This is a genomic window from Dactylosporangium siamense (assembly GCF_016862795.1).
Lineage (GTDB): Bacteria > Actinomycetota > Actinomycetes > Mycobacteriales > Micromonosporaceae > Dactylosporangium > Dactylosporangium siamense.
Genome location: NZ_BONQ01000042.1, coordinates 43,173 through 59,883 on the forward strand (window position 1 = coordinate 43,173; position 16,711 = coordinate 59,883).

Genomic DNA, 16,711 nt, shown 5'->3' on the forward strand with positions numbered 1-16,711 from the left:
ACGAAAGCGTCTCAAACAGTCTCGGCAACCGGCGTCAACAAACTCGGCGACCGCCGTCAAACAGTCTCGGCGACCGGCGAAGGGATGGACGCCGGCCGGTAGATGAACCGGTCGGTGATGCCGAACCGCAGGCCGAAGGCGAGCACCAGGGTCACCAGGTTGGCGACCAGCTCGTTGACGCCCGCCCAGGAGACCAGCAGCGCCAGCAGGGGCAGCCGGACGGCCAGGTCGAGGTTGTTGAGGACCACGAACCGGCCGAAGCGCCCGGCCCAGTGCCGGCCCCGGCGGCTGCGGAACACCACCAGGTCGACGAGGACGAAGTTCCAGCAGATGGCGACCTCGGTCGCGGCCACGGCCGCCGGCAGGTAGTGCAGGTGCCAGTGGTCGACGAGGAGCCACATGACGGCGAGGTTGGGCAGGACCCCGGAGGCACCGACGGCGCCGAAGCCCGCCACGCGCAGCAGGGCGCGGAACCTCGCCATGCCCAGCAGGGCCTTCACGCGTGCACCTTCCGGACGACGACCTCCCCGAAGCGGACCACCTCGGTCGACTCGACCATGCCCTGCTTGATGGTGGGCAGTTCGGCGAGGGTGGTGCCGGCCAGTTTGGCGATGACGATGTAGTCGATGCTGGCCACGCCGGCCGGCAGGATGTCGGCCATGACGGCGGGGTCGGTGTCGACTTTCCACAGCCAGACCGGTTTCGTGAACCCGGCGAGCTTCAGGTCCATCCAGATGTAGTCGTCGGTGACGACGACCGCGTCCCGGGCCACGTTGTCGATGATCCATTGCGTCGCCGCGCGGGAGTCGGCGCTGCCGTCGACCTTCGCCTGGTCCCGCAGGGTGGTGACCCAGCCGGGCAGGACCAGCAGGGCCGCCAGTGCACCGGCTGCCAAGGCGGACGGAAGGCGAAAGCGCGACAAGCGCGACCAGGCCACGTCGCCGGCGCCGGCGATGAGCAGTGCCGCGAAGGGCAGCAGGGCGATGACGTAGGCGAACGGCACGTAGCCGCCGCGGCACATCATCACGACCTGGATGAGCAGCGCCAGCGCGACCGGCCGGAACCGGCGCACGACCAGGCCGACCGCGATGAGCGCGACCCCGGGCAGCAGCAGCCACGGGTCGAGGTCGACCCACGACTTCGCCAGGCTGTACGTGCCGGACGAGGGGTCCAGCAGGCTGCCGCTGCCCCGGCGGGCGAACACCTGCCACCACAGCGCCCAGGTCAGGCTGACGTGCCCCTCGCCCGGCAGCAGCTCGTTCTTCAGCAGCGCGAAGACCGGATACGAGGCCACCAGTACACCGAACGACACGAAGAACACACCGAGGTTCCACACGCGGGTGCGCCGCGAGGTGTGCTGGACGAGCAGCCAGACCAGGGCCGGCAGGAGGATGACGATGGTCTCCTTGCACAGTGCGGCCGAGGCGAACCAGATCGCGGTCCACAACGACGCGCCGACGCTGCGCCGCGGTGAGGCGGCCGCGGCGAACGCGGCGATGGTGAACATGGTCGCGAGGTTGTCCAGGAAGACCATGCGGTGGAAGAAGACCGCGAGGGGGCTGATCGCGAAGACGAACACGGCGACGCCGGACCAGGCCCGGTTCAGCCGCAGCCGCCGGGCCAGCAGGAACAGCAGGGCGCAGCTGACCAGCGCGGAGATGAGCATGACCTCGCGGCCGACCATGACCGCGCTGGGTGCGCGGTCGAAGCCGTCGGTGACGCCCGCGTAGCCGGCGATGATGGCCCAGCCGAGGAACGGGTGGTCGTACCAGTAGGTGTAGTGCGACAGGGCGCCGTGGTCGAGCATCGCCCACGCCTGGTTGACGTAGGTGCCCTCGTCGTCGTTGATGCGGCCGGGCCAGCCGTGCAGGTTCCAGCCGTTGACGAACCCGGCGAGGACCAGCAGCGGGGTGAGGACGTACAGCGACCTGCGGTGATGTCGCCAGCGCGACTCCCGCACCGTAACGGCGACGGGCGCGCGGACCGGGCTGCGCTCGATTTCCAGGACCGCGGTCATGCGGGGGTGCCTTCCAGAGCCAGCGGACGGTGGTGGCCGCCGTGGGCGGTCTTGTGCCAGGTGGTGTTGCCGTCGACGTGCTGCCACACGGCCCAGAACGCGGCACCCATCAGCACCCACTGGTAGACGGGCGCGCCGAACAGCAGGAACGCGTAGTGCCGCCACAGGACCTTCTGCCGATACGCACGAGCGAACTCGCGCAGCCCGACGATCTGTGTCGCCAGGGTGATGATGATCGGCACGAACGGCGCGTACATCAGCATCGCCACGAAGACGGGCACCTTGAGCCAGAGGATCGTGACGACCGACAGCGGCAGCAGCAGCGCGGAGAAGGCCTGCAGGAACGGGGTTGCCAGGATGTACCCGGCGAGGGCCCGCTGGCGCAGCGTGGGCAGGGTCGCCCAGCGGCCTTCGAGCAGGATGCTGAGGAAGCCCTGGTTCCAGCGGACCCGCTGCCAGAACAGCGACCCGGACCGGCGGCTGCCGATGGTCTGCGGCACCTCCTCGCGGGTGGCGAGCTCCGGTTCGTAGGCGGCGACGACGCGGGCGTCGTACCGGGTGCACAGCAGCACCCCGAGCGCGCAGTCCTCGGTGAGGTTGTCGGGCCAGCCGCCGGCCTGTTCGAGCAGCTGCCGGCGGATGAACACGGTGTTGCCGCCGAGGGGTACGAACCCGGTCCGCACCTGGTAGAACATGCGGCTGGTGAACCAGAAGAAGTACTCCATCACGTTGTGGACCTTGAACCAGTCGCGGACCCTGGTGCCGAGCGTCATCAGCTGCACGCCGCCCTGCACGACGTCGGCGTCGGTGCTGCCGAACAGCGTGTTGACCCGGGTCAGCAGCTGCGGGGCGACGTCGTCCTCGGCGTCGACGACGCCGATCACGGTGCCGGTCGCGACCTCCAGGGCCGCGTTGAGCTGCCGCGGCTTGTTGGATCTGGTGTACGCGCGCACCACCGTGCGGACCCGGCCGTGCGGGTCGTGCTCGGCCTGGACCCGCTGGACCTCGGCGATGGTCGCGTCGTCGCCGTCGCACAGCGACACGAGGATCTCGTAGTCGTCGTGGTCCTGCTGGAGCAGGTGCCGCAGGGTGCCGGCGATGACGAACTCCTCGTTGAGCGCCGGCACGATGATCGTGAAGCGTTCCTTGATCTCGTCGGGCACCGCGGCCGGCCACCGCATCTGTTCGACGGCTTCGGGGGTGCGCCAGCCGTACAGCCGCCACCGGACCTCGAGGGCACCGACGACGGTGTTGTACGTGGCGACAACCGTCACCAGCAGCGCCAGGACGGCGGCGCCGGACAGCGGCGACACGGCGAGCGCGAGGGTGGCGGCGCCGATGACGCCCAGCAGCGCGGCCCAGCGCAGCACCGGCGTGCCGAACCAGGTGACCAGCCGCAGCCAGGGCAGCTGGCGCAGATAGAGCATCCCTTGCCGGAGGTCGCCCTTGCTGGCGCCGGCGTGCCGCTGCCCGAAGTCCAGCGGCAGTTCGGTCCGGCGGAGTCGGGGGTACCGGGCCAGGATCTCCAGCAGGATCTTGAAGCCCCGTGACCGCAGCTTGTCGGTGTCCATCTTGTCGAGACGAACCCCGAAAAATCCGGTCATGGGGTCCGTCACGCCGCGCAGCGCGAACGGAAACGCCACCCGCGCCAGGAGCGTCGACCCGCTCGACACGAACCGCCGCAGCGGCCCATCGAGGCCACCGCTGCTGCCACCCTCGCAATAGCGGCTCGCCATCACGAGGTCAACCTCGTCGAGCGCGGCCAGCATCGAAGGGACCAGCTCCGGCGGGTGCTGCAGGTCGGCGTCCATGACCAGGGCCTTCACGGCCCGGGCCCGCCGGAACCCGTCGACGACCGCGCCGGCGAGCCCGCCGACCCGCTGACCGCCGGTGCGGTGGAACACCCGCACCCGCAGGTCGTCGCGCTCCAATCGGGCCGCCGCCAGGGCGATCGCGTCGACGGTGTGCTCGTTGTCGCTGTCGTCGACGAACAACAGCTCGACGTCGTGCAGTACCGCCGCCAACCGCTCGATCAAAGGTCCAACGTTGTCTTCCTCATGTCGGCAGGGGATGACGATGGTGCAAAGCACCGCAGGTGTCGCACGGGCGCGTGAAACAGGGGCCGTGGGGGTCACGTGGTTCTCCTTCAACACAGATTCACAACCGGATGACCGAACAGCGCGCCAGTGCGCCACCGCCGCTGTCGAAGTACTCGACGGTGAAGGTGTGATCGCCTTCAGCCAGGGCGGTTTCGAACGTGTACGTGGTCGGCGGGTGGTCGGACCATCCGTCGATCACCACGGCTCCGTCGATCGAGACGCGGATGCCGTCGTCACTGGTGGCGGTGATGCGGTACGTGCCGCCGGGCAGGTGGTCGGTCCTGGTCCAGCGGGCGGAGAACCCGTCGGCGGGCAGGCCCTCGGCCGGGGCCTCGGCGCCCCAGTCGTGGTCGATGGCCAGGTCCTGCCGGGTCAGCACGGGCGCTCCGGTGGCGGTTGTGTTGCTGTAGAAGGACGCCGTCCACGGGACCGGGGCCGGCGGGTCGGCGGTCTTGTCGTAGCTGAGCCGCACGATGGCCCCGCCGGTCTTCTCGTAGTACTCGACGACGATGACGTGGGCGCCCTCGGCGAGGCTGCGCTGGACCACGAACGTCGACGGCGGCTGGTCGCGCCACTCGTCCAGGACGAGCACGCCGTCGACATAGAGCCGGACGCCGTCGTCGGCGAGCAGCTTGAACGTGTAGACGCCGGCGGCGAGGTTGTCCGTGCGGGTCCACCGGACCGAGTAGCCGTCGGCCGGCACGCCGGGGCCGGGCGCGCCGAGGCCCCAGTCGAAGTCGACGCCCGGGTCCTGGCGCAGCATCGCGGGGGTGCCGGCCAGGTCGGTGCCGAGGTAGTAGACGCCATCCCAGCCGGGCGGTGACGTGACGTCGCCGACCCGCCGGTAGCCGAACTGCAGCCGGGCGCCGGCGGCGTTCTCGTAGTACTCGACGCGGATCGCGTGCGGCCCGCCGAGCAGCAGCTTGTCGGCGGTGAACTCCTCGTTCTGGTCCCGCCACTTGTTCAGGATCAGCTGGTCGTCGACGTAGACGCGGACGCCGTCGTCGCTGGCCCCGCTGAAGCGGTACAGGCCGGAGGGGAGCACGTCGGTGCGGGTGTACACGGCGATGAAGTGGTCGTCGCCGATCCCGTCGCCGGGGCCGCCGTCGCCGTACGGGTGGTCGATCGCCGTTTCGGTCCGTTGCAGGTCGGGCGCGCGCAACGGGATCGACGGCTGCGACCCGGAGCCGGGCGTGTTCCAGTAGCTCGCGCTCCACGGCGGCGCCGGGGGCAGGTCACCGGCCCGGTCCCAGGCGAGGCGGGCGACGGCTCCCGCGCCGTTCTCGTAGTACTCCATGACGATGGTGTGCGCGCCGCCGCCGAGCGCGAGCCGGGCGGTGTACTGCGTGACGCCCTGGTCGCCCCAGTGGTCGATGACCTTCTGCCCGTCGACCCACAGCCGGACCCCGTCGTCGGTGGTGGTGACGAAGTCGTAGTAGCCGGAGGCGAGCGTCACCGAGCGGGTGTACCGCGCGGCGAAGTGATCCACGTCGATCACCGGGTCCGGTGAGCCGAGCCCCCAGTCGTGGTCGACGCCGGTCTCGCTGCGGATGAGCTGCGGCCGCGTCGCCGGGAGCGTCGGCGCGGAACCGGCGCCTGGGGTGTTCCAGTACTCCGCGATGTACTCGTCGCGGGGCTGGTCCGGCGTCGTGTCCCAGGACAGCGTCGCGGTGGCGTCCACGGCGGTGTCGAAGAACTCCATCCGGACCTTGTGCGGCCCGGCGGCGAGGTCGGCGACGTAGTCGTAGGCGGTCGTGCCCTGGTCGTGCCACTGGTCGATGACGATCTCGTCGTCGAGGAACAGCCGGGCGCCGTCGTCGGAGGCGATCGTGAAGCGGTACCGGCCGGCGGCGAAGTACTGCGTCTTGGACCAGCGGGCGGAGAAGTTGTCGGCGTTGACCCCGGGACCGGGCGGGCCGTCGGCCCAGATGAACTCGACCTTCTTGTCCTGCCGGGTCAGTGCCGGCGGGCCGGCCAGCTCCTTGTTGTTGAAGTACTCGCCGAGGAACGGCGCCGACGGCGCGTAGTTCGCGGTCCAGGTCGCCGACTGCGCTTCTTCTGTGGGCGGCGTGGTGATGAAGTGCCGGATCGCGCCGCCGTCGGACCAGCCGGTGAAGTGGTACATGTTGCCGTCCGCGCCCTGCAGGGACGGCGGTGCGGCGAGCTCCCGTTTGAAGCCGACGACGCCGTGGACCGTGTCCGGGGTCGCGATCGGCACCCCGTCGAGGGTCAGCCCGAGGCCCGGCGGGTTGGTCCTGAACGTCATCAGCGACGTCCGCGGGTAGATGAACACCGATTTGGCGCTGGTGAGCCCGTTGCGGTCGGTGACGGTCACCTTGATCTCGAACCAGGTGTCCGCGGACGCCTCGCCGGTGACCGGGATCGTGAACGTGCCGACCCGGCCGGTCAGCGGCCCGACGAACGGGTGGATGTGGGTGTTGTGGTGCAGGAACACCTCGGTCTTGATGTCGCCGTCGCTGACGTCGTAGCCGGCGGCCTCGGTGCCGAACGCGTTGTAGGTGATCGTGTCGCCGGACGTGTACAGGGCACCGTCGACGGGCGCGGCGACCTGGACGGTGGGCGGCGCGCCGACCTGCACGACGATCGGTTTGGACGCGACGGTGTTCTGCCCGTCGGAGACGGTGAGCGTCACCGTGCGGACGCCGACCGTCGAGTAGGTCTTCGTGGGGTTCGGCGCGGTACTGCTCGTGCCGTCGCCGAGGTCCCAGTGGTACGTGAGGTCGTCGCCGTCGGGGTCGCTGGTGCCGGCGCTGCTGAAGTGCACCGTCAGCGGCTGCTGCCCACCGGTGGAGTCCGCGGTGGCGCGCACGACGGGCGCGCTGCCGGCGAGGCTGTAGGAGACCTTGTACAGCTGGCCCGGGAAGTACGTGATGTAGTACAGCGAGCCGTCCGGCCCGACCTTCAGGTCCACCACGCTGCCGGCTTCCGGGTCGAAGTCCTTGACCTGGGTGATCTGGCCGGCGTCGTCGAGCAGCGCCTGCTTGATGAAGCCGCGCGAGTAGTCGCCGAAGAACATGCTGCTCTGGTACTCGGCGGGGAACTGGGTGCCGTGGTAGACCGGGCCGGCGGTGACCGCGCCGCTGCCGCCGTCGTGGTTGTAGGCGTGCAGCGGGTCCCGGTAGCCGGCGCAGGTCGCGGTGCAGCGGCCCTCGTTGACCGGCCAGCCGTAGTTGCCGCCCTTGACGATGAGGTTGAGCTCTTCCCACGTGTAGTCCCCGACGTCCCCGCCGTAGAGCCGGCCGGTGGCGCTGTCGAACTGGAACCGCCACGGGTTTCGGAAGCCGTATGCCCAGATCGCGCCGAGTTTTCCGGGCTGCCCGGCGAATGGGTTGTCGGGCGGAATGGTGCCGTCCGGGTTGATTCGCAGGATCTTGCCGTGTGGGTTGGTCAGATCCTGTGCGTTCGGTGGATAGCCATTGTCGCCGACGGCGAAGTAAAGCTTTCCGTCCGGCCCGAACCTGATGCTCCCACCGACGTGCAGCAACTGCGACGGCGATTGGGTCTGGAATATGGTGAACGGCCCGTCGGTGCCGATGTCACCGGACGCGTCGAAGCGCACGAGGTGATTCAGCAGGTCGTGACCGGTGTAATAGAAGTAGACGTAGTGGTTGGCGACGCCGAACCCAGGGTCGAATGCGACGCCGATGAGTCCCCGGTCCCCCGATGCCTCCGAGGGCAGGTCAGCGAAGGGTTCGGGGAGGAGCCGGCCGTCCTTGAAAATCTTGATCTTGCCGGTGCGCTCCAGGATGAAGATGCGCCCGTCGGGGGCGATCTCGAATCCGGAAGGGCCGTCGAGTCCCGACCCGAGGACCAGTTGTGTGGTGAATCCGGGCGGGGTCGCCGCGACGGCCGGCGGCACCGGACCGACCAGTGATGCCACCAGCGTCAGCAATGCGACAAAAGCCAGGCACTTGCGCAATTCCCCACCCCACAGTCGTCCCTCGGCGTGAATCCTCGGGTCGCTGTGTGATGCGGCAATAGCGATTCATCGAATGAACGGTGACGAAATTGCGTCGGCATTGTTTCGCCGCCGCCGTTCATTTCGCGGTCGCACAGGAATGCGGCGAAATTGTTCTTCCGGAAACATGCCGGAGGCTAAACAGTCACTGACGCCGCCACCGGTAGCGAGGCGTAACCGCGCAGCACCCGGGTGCGCCGGCGGCGCGGGGTGCCGTCAATGGCGAGGTCCGGGTGCCGATCGAACAGCGTCTTGAGACCCACCTCGCCCTCCAGGCGGGCGAGCGCGGCGCCGAGGCAGTAGTGCACGCCGCCGGAGAACGACAGGTGGTCCCGGGCGTTGGACCGGGTGACGTCGAAGCGGGCCGGGTCGGTGAACACCGCGGGGTCGCGGTTCGCGCCGCCGAGCATGGGCACGACCACGTGCCCGGGCCTCAGCTCGGTGCCGGCGATCTCGACGGGCCGCTGGCAGACCCTGGCCGTGTTCTGCACCGGCGAGTCGTAGCGCAGCATCTCCTCCACGGCACCCCGCCACAGCCCCGGGTCCGCCTTCAGGGCCTCGAGCTGGTCCGGGTGCGTCATGAGCAGCGCGGCACCCGTGCCGAGGAGGTTGACGGTCGTCTCGAAGCCCGCGGCGAGGAGCAGGCCGGCGGTGGCGAGGAGCTCGTCGTCGGTGAGCTGCTCCCCTTCCAGGTGGACGAGCTGGCTGAGCAGGTCGTCGCCGGGCGCCTTCCGGAGCCGCTCGAAGTGCCCGCGCATCCAGGCGTTGCTCCGCCGGATGCCGATCTCGGTCCGCCGGTACTGCCGATAGGACAGGCCCAGGTCGAGCGTCGGCGCGGCCGCGGTCCCCCAGTCCAGGAACTGCCGCCGCATGCTCAGCGGGACGCCGAGGATGTCGGCGATGACGGTGACGGGCAGCAGCGCGGCGTAGCGCTCCACCAGGTCGAACCGCGGCCCCAGCCCGTCCAGCAGCTCCTCGGCGGTCCGCTCGATCCTGGGCCGCAGCGCCTCGATCGCCCTGGCCGTGAAGACCTTCGAGACGAGGCGGCGATACCGGGTGTGGTCCGGCGGGTCGGTCACCAGCATCGACGGCGGGTCGACCGGGCCGATCGGCGCGGTGCGCCGGGCCAGCCGCCACAACAGCGCGACCGGGGCGGGCAGCCGCCGGTCACTGAAGCCGACCCCGAACGCGTCGCTGCGCAGCACGGCCGACGCCACGTCGTGCCGGGCGGTGGCCCACATGAGGCTGCCACGCACGAGCGGGCCCTGGGCCCGGATCTGGTCGTAGAAGGGATAGGGATCCGCGCGCACCTCGGGATCGACGAAGTACCGCGCCTGGACGTCCCCCTTGCGGGCCGCGGAACTGATTCCCATCCGCGCGAAGCCGTGCTTGGTGGCCCACCGCAGTGCCGTTCCGCTCATGGTACTGAACGGTACCAGCACTGCGGTGGAACCGGGACCACCTCAGCCCGTGGCGCGGGGACGGGTCGTGACCGCCGAGAGGGGGACCGCTACGTCTTCAAGGGACTTGCCCTCGGCGTCGACCCCGAGGAACCACTCGACCACCCCACCGATGATCATCACGGCCGCACCGATCAGGTACCCGATGAACAGCTTGCCGGGGTCCTCGCCCTCACCGATCAGCCAGCCGTAGAAGATCGGCCCGATGGCGCCGAAGCACTGGGCGATGGCGAAGAACACCGCGATCGCCTGGGCCCGGATCTCGAGGGGGAAGATCTCGCTGACGGTCAGATACGCCGAGCTGGCGCCGGCCGAGGCGAAGAAGAAGATGACGCACCACGCGAGGGTCTGGGTGACCGCGGTGAGCATCCCCGCGTCGAACATCCACGCCGAGATCGCCAGGAGCACGCCCGACAGCACGTACGTACCGGTGATCATCTTGCGCCGGCCGATCGAGTCGAAGAGGTGCCCGAGCAGCAGCGGGCCGGCGAGGTTGCCGAGGGCGAAGGCGATCAGGTAGATCGGGGTCTTCTCCGCGTCGACGTCGTAGAACTTCGCCAGGACCAGCGTGTAGGTGAAGAAGATCGCGTTGTACAGGAACGACTGCGTGATCATCAGGGTCGCGGACAGCGCCGATCGGGACGGCAGCTGCCGGAACAGGACCTTGATCAGCGACAGGTACCCGTGCGACGCGGACGGCCGGATCTCGATCGCCTTGCTCTCGTCGAGCGGGGCGAGGGTCTGCCCGGAGCGCTCGACGTCACGTTCGATCGAGGCGATGCTCTCCTCGGCCTCCTGCTCGCGACCGTGCATGACCAGCCAGCGTGGGCTCTCCGGCAGGTGTTTGCGCAGGCTCCAGATGGCCAGGCCGATGATCGGCCCGATCAGGAAGCCCAGCCGCCAGCTGATGTTCAGCGAGATGTGGTTGAGCAGGATGTACGTGCCCAGGGTGCCGATGATCGCGCCGCCCCAGTAGGTGCCGTTGACGCCGATGTCGACGCGGCCGCGATATCTGGCCGGCATCATCTCGTCGATCGCCGAGTTGATCGCCGCATACTCGCCGCCGATGCCGGCGCCGGCGATGAATCTCGTCAGGTAGAGGAAGACCAGGCTCAGCGTGCCGTTGCCCCAGGTCAGCGCGGTCAGGGCGTTGCCCGCGAGGTAGACGCCGAGGGTGACGACGAAGAGGTTCTTGCGGCCGAGGGCGTCGGACAGGCGGCCGAAGAACAGCGCGCCGAAGACCTCGCCCAGCAGGTACACGGTCGCGATGGCGCCGACCTGGGTACTGCTGAGACCGAGGGTCTCCTCCTTGTTGAGCACCGCACCCACGGCGCTCGCGATGGTGATCTCCAGGCCGTCGAGGACCCAGGCGGTGCCCAGCGCCAGCACCATCCTGGTGTGGAACGGGGCCCAGGTCAACCGGTCGATCCGGGCGGGGATGAGGCTGCGGATGATGCCGCCGGTCGAGGCCGCGGCGGACTGCGTGTCGGACAAGGTGCACCTCCCAGGATTCCCTCCCAGCCCCGTGCCCCCATCGGCGAACCTCAAAACGCGGCCCTTGACGCCCTCGCATGGATCGACCACTCTGAGTGTCGAGAGAGCGCTCTCTTCCCGCTTCGCGACCGACGCCCGCCAGCACCGGCAACCGCCCTCCCGGTGCATCGACGTGGTGCGGCGCCGGTCGACCACACCCTTCACCAGGGAGAGAGACCCATGCGCAGACTGAAGGGCCGGCGCCTCGCCGGCCTGCTCGTGGCGACCCTGATCGCCGGGTACGTCGCCATCACCGTCACCTCCGAGGCCAGCGCCGCCGGCCCGCTACTGTCCCAGGGCAGGCCCACGACCGCGTCGTCGACCGAGAACGCCGCGTCCGGCGCGGCCCTCGCGACCGACGGCAACACCGGCACCCGCTGGTCCAGCGCGTTCAGCGATCCCCAGTGGATCCAGGTCGACCTCGGCGCCACCGCCGCCGTCGACCAGGTGGTGCTCAACTGGGAGGCCGCCTACGCGCGGTCGTTCACCATCCAGCTGTCCACCAACGGCACCACCTGGACGACGGCCTACTCGACCACCACCGGCGCCGGCGGCATCCAGACCCTCGCGGTGTCGGGCAGTGCCCGGTACGTGCGGATGAACGGCACCGCGCGGGCCACCGCCTACGGCTACTCGCTGTGGGAGTTCCAGGTGTTCGGCACGATCGGCGGCACCGGGTGCGGGACCGCGAACGCCGCCCAGGGCAGGCCCACGACCGCGTCGTCGACGGAGAACGCCGCCTCCGGCGCGGCCCTCGCGACCGACGGCAACACCGGCACCCGCTGGTCCAGCGCGTTCAGCGACCCGCAATGGATCCAGGTCGACCTGGGTGCGACGGCCACCATCTGCCAGGTGGTGCTCAACTGGGAGGCCGCCTACGCCACGTCGTTCACCATCCAGCTGTCCACCAACGGCACGACCTGGACGACGGCCTACTCCACGACGACCGGCACCGGCGGCATCCAGACCCTGACCGTGTCGGGCAGCGCCCGGTACGTGCGGATGAACGGCACCGCGCGGGCCACCGCCTACGGCTACTCGCTGTGGGAGCTGCAGGTGCGCACGACCGGCGGGTCGACGTCGCAGCCGCCCACCTCGCAACCGCCGACCTCACAGCCGCCCGGGTCGTTCTGGGGTGACACGTCCACGATCCCGAACCCGGCCAACGTCGTCATGGTCAAGGTGCTGAACCGCACCAACGGCCAGTACCCGGACAGCCAGGTGTACTGGAGCTTCAACGGGCAGACGCACAGCATCGCCGAGCAGCCCTACCTGGACATGCCCGCCAACTCCGCCGGCCGCATGTACTTCTACCTGGGCAGCCCGACCAGCCAGTACTACGACTTCATCGAGTTCACCGTCGGGCCGGCGGTCTTCAACGGCAACACGACCCGCGTCGACGCCTTCGGCCTGAAGCTGGCGATGCGGCTGCACGCCCGCGACGGCTACGACGTGCAGGTCGGCGAGGACCAGGCGACGTTCGCCGAGAGCCGGGCGACGACGTTCCAGCGGTTCATCGACGAGGTCCCGGCACAGTTCGACGTCCTGGCCCAGTCGCAGGCGCCCTACCGGATCATCGCGCCGGGCAGCGACCCGACGTTCCGCACCGGCGGCGTCAACGCGAACTACTTCACCGCCTACGCCTCGCAGTACGGCATCAACGCCCCGACGTCGGACGTCTTCGGCTGCGCCGGGGTCCTCGCCAACGACCCGGCGAACTGCGCGGCGCTCAACCGGCACGTGCGGCAGCTGCCGCAGTCGCAGTGGTCGACGCCGAGCCTGTACTACCAGGCCGCGCCGGCGAACTACTACGCGAAGTTCTGGCACGACCACGCCATCGACAAGCTGTCGTACGGCTTCCCGTACGACGACTACGCCGGCCAGTCGTCGTTCGTCTCGCACGGTAACCCGCAGTGGCTGCTGGTGGCCGTGGGCTGGTAACGCAGTGACGGGCACCCCATGGGGTGCCCGTCACCGTGTCAGCGCAGCGTCAGGAACTGCCGCCCGGCTGGAGGACGCCGTTCACCGTGAGGGTGTACGGCGCGTACTGCTGGACCTGCTCCGTCGGCTCGTCGTAGGCGACGACCGCCACGACCTTCGGGAACAGCGACAGCAGCGCCAGCTGGATCCAGTTCAGCGAGACGGTGTTCTTCCCGGTGAACTCGAACTGCCAGGCGAGGTGGTTCGCGTCGTCGATGCCGACGAGCTTGACGTGCCAGTTCTTGACCGCGACCGGCTTGATCTCCGTCGGCGAGTCGAACGGGGCCAGGCTGGACCCGTCGCTCAGCAGCGTGCCGCCGAGGGTGATGTCGTCGAGGAGCAGACCGCCCTCGTTGACACCGCCGTCGCTGACGTAGCGGAAGCCCAGCAGGATCGACTTGCCCGCGTACGCGGACAGGTCGTAGCTGTGCGCCTCGAAGCCGGTCGTCGTGCCGTTCAGGCCGGGCCCGAGCGGCGCGTCGACGGTCCGGTCACCGGGGATCGCGGTGTAGGTCGTGCCACCGTCGGTGGAGACCACGACGTAGCCGTAGTCGTAACCGAGCTCGGCGCCGTACTTCGCCTGGAAGGACAGCGTCGCGTTGGTGGCCGGAACCGTCACCGGGAGGACCGCGGTGGCGTCGGTGTTGTTGGCGTTGCCCGAGAACAGCACCGAGTTGCCCGGCCGGTCGGGGTCGTTGTTCACCAGCGTCCAAGCCAGCGGCAGAGCCGGCAGCTGGGCGGCGCCCGAGAACTTCAAGGACCGCAGGTCCTTGCCCTTGATGGCCGTGCCGTTCTTCTGCAGCAGCACGTAGTCGGCACCGTTGGGCGCCGCTCCGGGCACGCTGTAGCTCTGCGTGTTCGCGAGGTTGACCGAGGAGCGGACGCTCTTCGACGTGACCTTCTTCTTGTCCGCACCGAGCACGATGCTGAACCGCGAGTCGTCAAGGAGCTTGTCCAGCAGCACCGACGACTGGTAGTCGTGCAGCACCGTGTACACGTCCTTGGCGCCCTCGGCCTTCACCGCGGCGTCGAGGCTGGCGAGACCCTGCAGACCCGCGTCGCGGTGCAGCTTCTCGATGATGTCCTGACCGTAGTGGTCGTAGAGGTACAGCATCAGCTGGTATGCGTTGCCGTAGTCGGCGAGCACACCGGCGCCGCTGCCGCCCTCACCCCAGAGGTTGAGCGAGTTCTGGGAGCCACCGCAGTCACGCGGGTTGGGGTTGAAGGGTGTCTGCACCGGGCCGTAACCCTGGAAGCAGTACAGGTGGCTGTCGCCACCCTTGTCGTAGACCGTCTTGGTGCCGTCGACGTAGCCGGTGAGCGTCTGCGCGAAGTCGGACAGACCCTCGTTCATCCAGGTCGTCTCGTTCGGGTCGACGTAGGACAGCAGCAGGTGCTGCCACTCGTGCGCGAACGTGCCCTCGTAGAGGGTCGGCCTGGCCGGGCGGCTGACGCACACGTCACTGGACGGCGCGTCAACGGGGTTGGCACCGGTGCGGTGCTCCCAGTCGAACGCGTCGATCGTCATGACGTTGCGGTCGAACAGCTCGTTGAACTGCGTCGAGAAGAAGCCGGCGATGTAGGTCGTCGCGGCCGGGAACGTGTAGTAGTTGTCGTCCCGGACGTTGTCGACCAGCGTCACCGTCTTCTCGCCGCCGCCGGTGTACACGCCACCGTTACCGTTGGCGTCCGGGCCGAGCAGCGCGTTGCTGCCGTCCCGGTCCGGCGGGGTGCTGAAGGCGGCGGTCTCCTTCGGGTACATGTTGGTGTCGAACTCGTGGATGAAGTTCGCCACCTGAGCGTCGGTGACCGTGGTCGTGTTCGGCACCGCGTTGCGGCAGTCGCCCGCCGGGAACGAGGTGTCGACCGCGACCCAGACCTCGATGTGCTCGCCGACCCCGCGCAGGACGTAGTCCTTGCGGTACAGCCGGCCCTGGTAGTCGTCCGAACCCAGCCACTGACGGACCGTGCCGACGGTCGGGGTCTCCCCCGCGGCGAGTGCCCGCCGCGCCGATGGCTTGGCCATCTTCGACGTGTCGACCAGCTTGCCGTCCAACGTGAAGTTCGTGCGGGTCAGGTGCCGCGTGTCGGACGCCGTGCTCGCACTGGACGCCGCAGGCGCCTTGACCGGGGCCGCCGAGGCCGGGGAACCCGGCAGCGCGACGAGCACCGGCGCGGCGAGGACGACGACCGCGGTCGTGACCAGGCGTTTTCGCACCATGAAGCCTCCTCAAGTCGGTCTGCACGCCGGGCGGGGTCACCGTGACCGGAAACGGGCAGACCGCCCGTGATGATATTGACAACGCACAGTATCGCCGCGGGTTCCATCGGCGAGGTTCGCATCGAAGTGCGAGGGTGTAGACGAGGGATCGATTGCATCGGATGCCGTCAATGCACTGATTCCGTCGGCAGCGGTTGCGCATACCGTGGGACCCGTGATCGACCTGGACGCCACGCCGGTGCGGCCGCGCCCCGCCGTGCCGCGGCGGCGGGTGCCGTGGTGGGCGGTGCCGCTCGTCCTGGCCGCCGTCGTGCCGGCCGTCCTCGAACTGCGCCCGCCCCCGCCGCTGGCGCCGGTGGTCCAGCTCCCGCCGGGCACGATGCGGCTGGCCGGCGCCGGGGACGCGTTCTACGTGCTGCGGGGCAACGGCACCCTCGCCTGGAACGTGACCGCGTACGCCTGGTCCGACGGCACCGAACGCTGGCGCCGCCCCCTGGCCGGCCCGGACCCGGATCTCCTCGTCGTCGCCGACGCGGTCCTGGTCACCCACCAGCCGTGCGACCCGCAGCACGCCCCGTCCGTGGACCGCCTCGACCCGGCCACCGGCGATCCGCTGTGGACGGCGCCCGGCGCGCCGCACGCGGTGACCGCCGGCGGCGACCTGCTGCTCGCCGAGGGCCCGGACTGCGGCGCCCGCCGCCGGGTGCAGCGCCTGGCGGCGGTCGACCCGGCGGACGGCCGGCCGCGGTGGACGGTGCGGTTCCCGGACGGGCGGCTGGTCGTGGCCGGCGGGGACTGGTTCGCGGCGGTCGACGAGGCGGGCGCCCTGGACACGTACACCATGAACGGCGGCGGACGCATCGGCGGCGGGACCGTCACCGAGACGTCGCTGCTGCTCGCCGCGGGTGGCAGCGTGATCGCGGCGGACCAGCCCGACCCCGGCCGGCCGGGCCTGCTCACCGGCCTGCCGCACGGCGCCCCGAGGCCGGCGTGGACCGTCCCGCTGGACGGGACCGCGGCGGTCTGCGGCCCGTGGCTGTGCGTGACCACCACCGACGGCGGCACGACAGCCGCGCTCGACCCGGGCACCGGCCGGACCCGGTGGACGGTGCGTGCGCTGCGGCAGCCGATCTCCGGGGCGGGCTACGCGATCGACGCCGGCCCGCGGATCGTGCGGTGGAGCGACGGGAAGGAACGGCCGCTGCCCGGCTGGCGGCTCCTCCCGCCCGTGGACGGCTCGGTTGCCGCCGTCGTGCAGCGGGGCGGCACCGCCGGCGTCGTCGACCTGACCCTGGGCCGCCTCGACGTGCTCGGCACGCTGCCCGGCGCCCAGGTCCGCTGCCTGGCCGGCGGGCCGCGACCGACCGGGCTGGGCCTGGTCTGCGTCGACGCGGACGGCCGGACCCGCCTGTGGCGGCGGGG

At 70.0% G+C, this 16,711-nt stretch carries 9 protein-coding genes; 2 read left to right on the forward strand and 7 right to left on the reverse strand.

What is annotated here, in order from left to right:
* Window positions 1–56: 56 nt before the first annotated feature.
* From Dsi01nite_RS13800 to Dsi01nite_RS13825, 6 genes are all read right to left on the reverse strand, one after another.
* The gene (locus tag Dsi01nite_RS13800; protein ID WP_203846525.1) at window positions 57–500 is read right to left on the reverse strand and encodes a GtrA family protein; all 444 of its coding nucleotides are present in this window, start codon (window positions 498–500) and stop codon (window positions 57–59) included.
* Window positions 497–2,017: a glycosyltransferase family 39 protein gene (locus Dsi01nite_RS13805; RefSeq protein WP_203846526.1), complete on the reverse strand. Its 1,521-nt coding sequence runs from the start codon at window positions 2,015–2,017 to the stop codon at window positions 497–499. Before Dsi01nite_RS13805 ends, Dsi01nite_RS13800 begins: the two co-directional genes overlap by 4 nt.
* Window positions 2,014–4,212, reverse strand: a complete 2,199-nt coding sequence (locus Dsi01nite_RS13810; RefSeq protein WP_308442047.1) for a glycosyltransferase — start codon at window positions 4,210–4,212, stop codon at window positions 2,014–2,016. Before Dsi01nite_RS13810 ends, Dsi01nite_RS13805 begins: the two co-directional genes overlap by 4 nt.
* Entirely contained in the window at window positions 4,175–8,017 is a 3,843-nt protein-coding gene (locus Dsi01nite_RS13815; protein ID WP_203846528.1) for a PA14 domain-containing protein, read from the reverse strand. The genes Dsi01nite_RS13810 and Dsi01nite_RS13815 overlap by 38 nt, the downstream gene beginning before the upstream one ends.
* Before the next feature lie 215 nt (window positions 8,018–8,232).
* On the reverse strand, window positions 8,233–9,516 hold the full coding sequence (locus Dsi01nite_RS13820; RefSeq protein ID WP_203846529.1) for a cytochrome P450: 1,284 nt from the start codon (window positions 9,514–9,516) through the stop codon (window positions 8,233–8,235).
* A 42-nt stretch (window positions 9,517–9,558) separates the two neighbouring features.
* The gene (locus tag Dsi01nite_RS13825; protein ID WP_239135881.1) at window positions 9,559–11,049 is read right to left on the reverse strand and encodes an MFS transporter; all 1,491 of its coding nucleotides are present in this window, start codon (window positions 11,047–11,049) and stop codon (window positions 9,559–9,561) included.
* A gap of 219 nt (window positions 11,050–11,268) precedes the next feature.
* Between Dsi01nite_RS13825 and Dsi01nite_RS13830 the strand changes: the two genes are divergently transcribed.
* Window positions 11,269–13,029: a galactose-binding domain-containing protein gene (locus Dsi01nite_RS13830; RefSeq protein WP_203846530.1), complete on the forward strand. Its 1,761-nt coding sequence runs from the start codon at window positions 11,269–11,271 to the stop codon at window positions 13,027–13,029.
* Window positions 13,030–13,078: 49 nt separating this feature from the next.
* Here Dsi01nite_RS13830 and Dsi01nite_RS13835 read toward each other — a convergent pair whose 3' ends face one another.
* Window positions 13,079–15,289: a choice-of-anchor J domain-containing protein gene (locus Dsi01nite_RS13835; RefSeq protein ID WP_203846531.1), complete on the reverse strand. Its 2,211-nt coding sequence runs from the start codon at window positions 15,287–15,289 to the stop codon at window positions 13,079–13,081.
* A 214-nt stretch (window positions 15,290–15,503) separates the two neighbouring features.
* Here Dsi01nite_RS13835 and Dsi01nite_RS13840 point away from each other — a divergent pair.
* On the forward strand, window positions 15,504–16,711 hold a 1,208-nt coding region (locus tag Dsi01nite_RS13840; protein WP_203846532.1), incomplete at its 3' end, for an outer membrane protein assembly factor BamB family protein.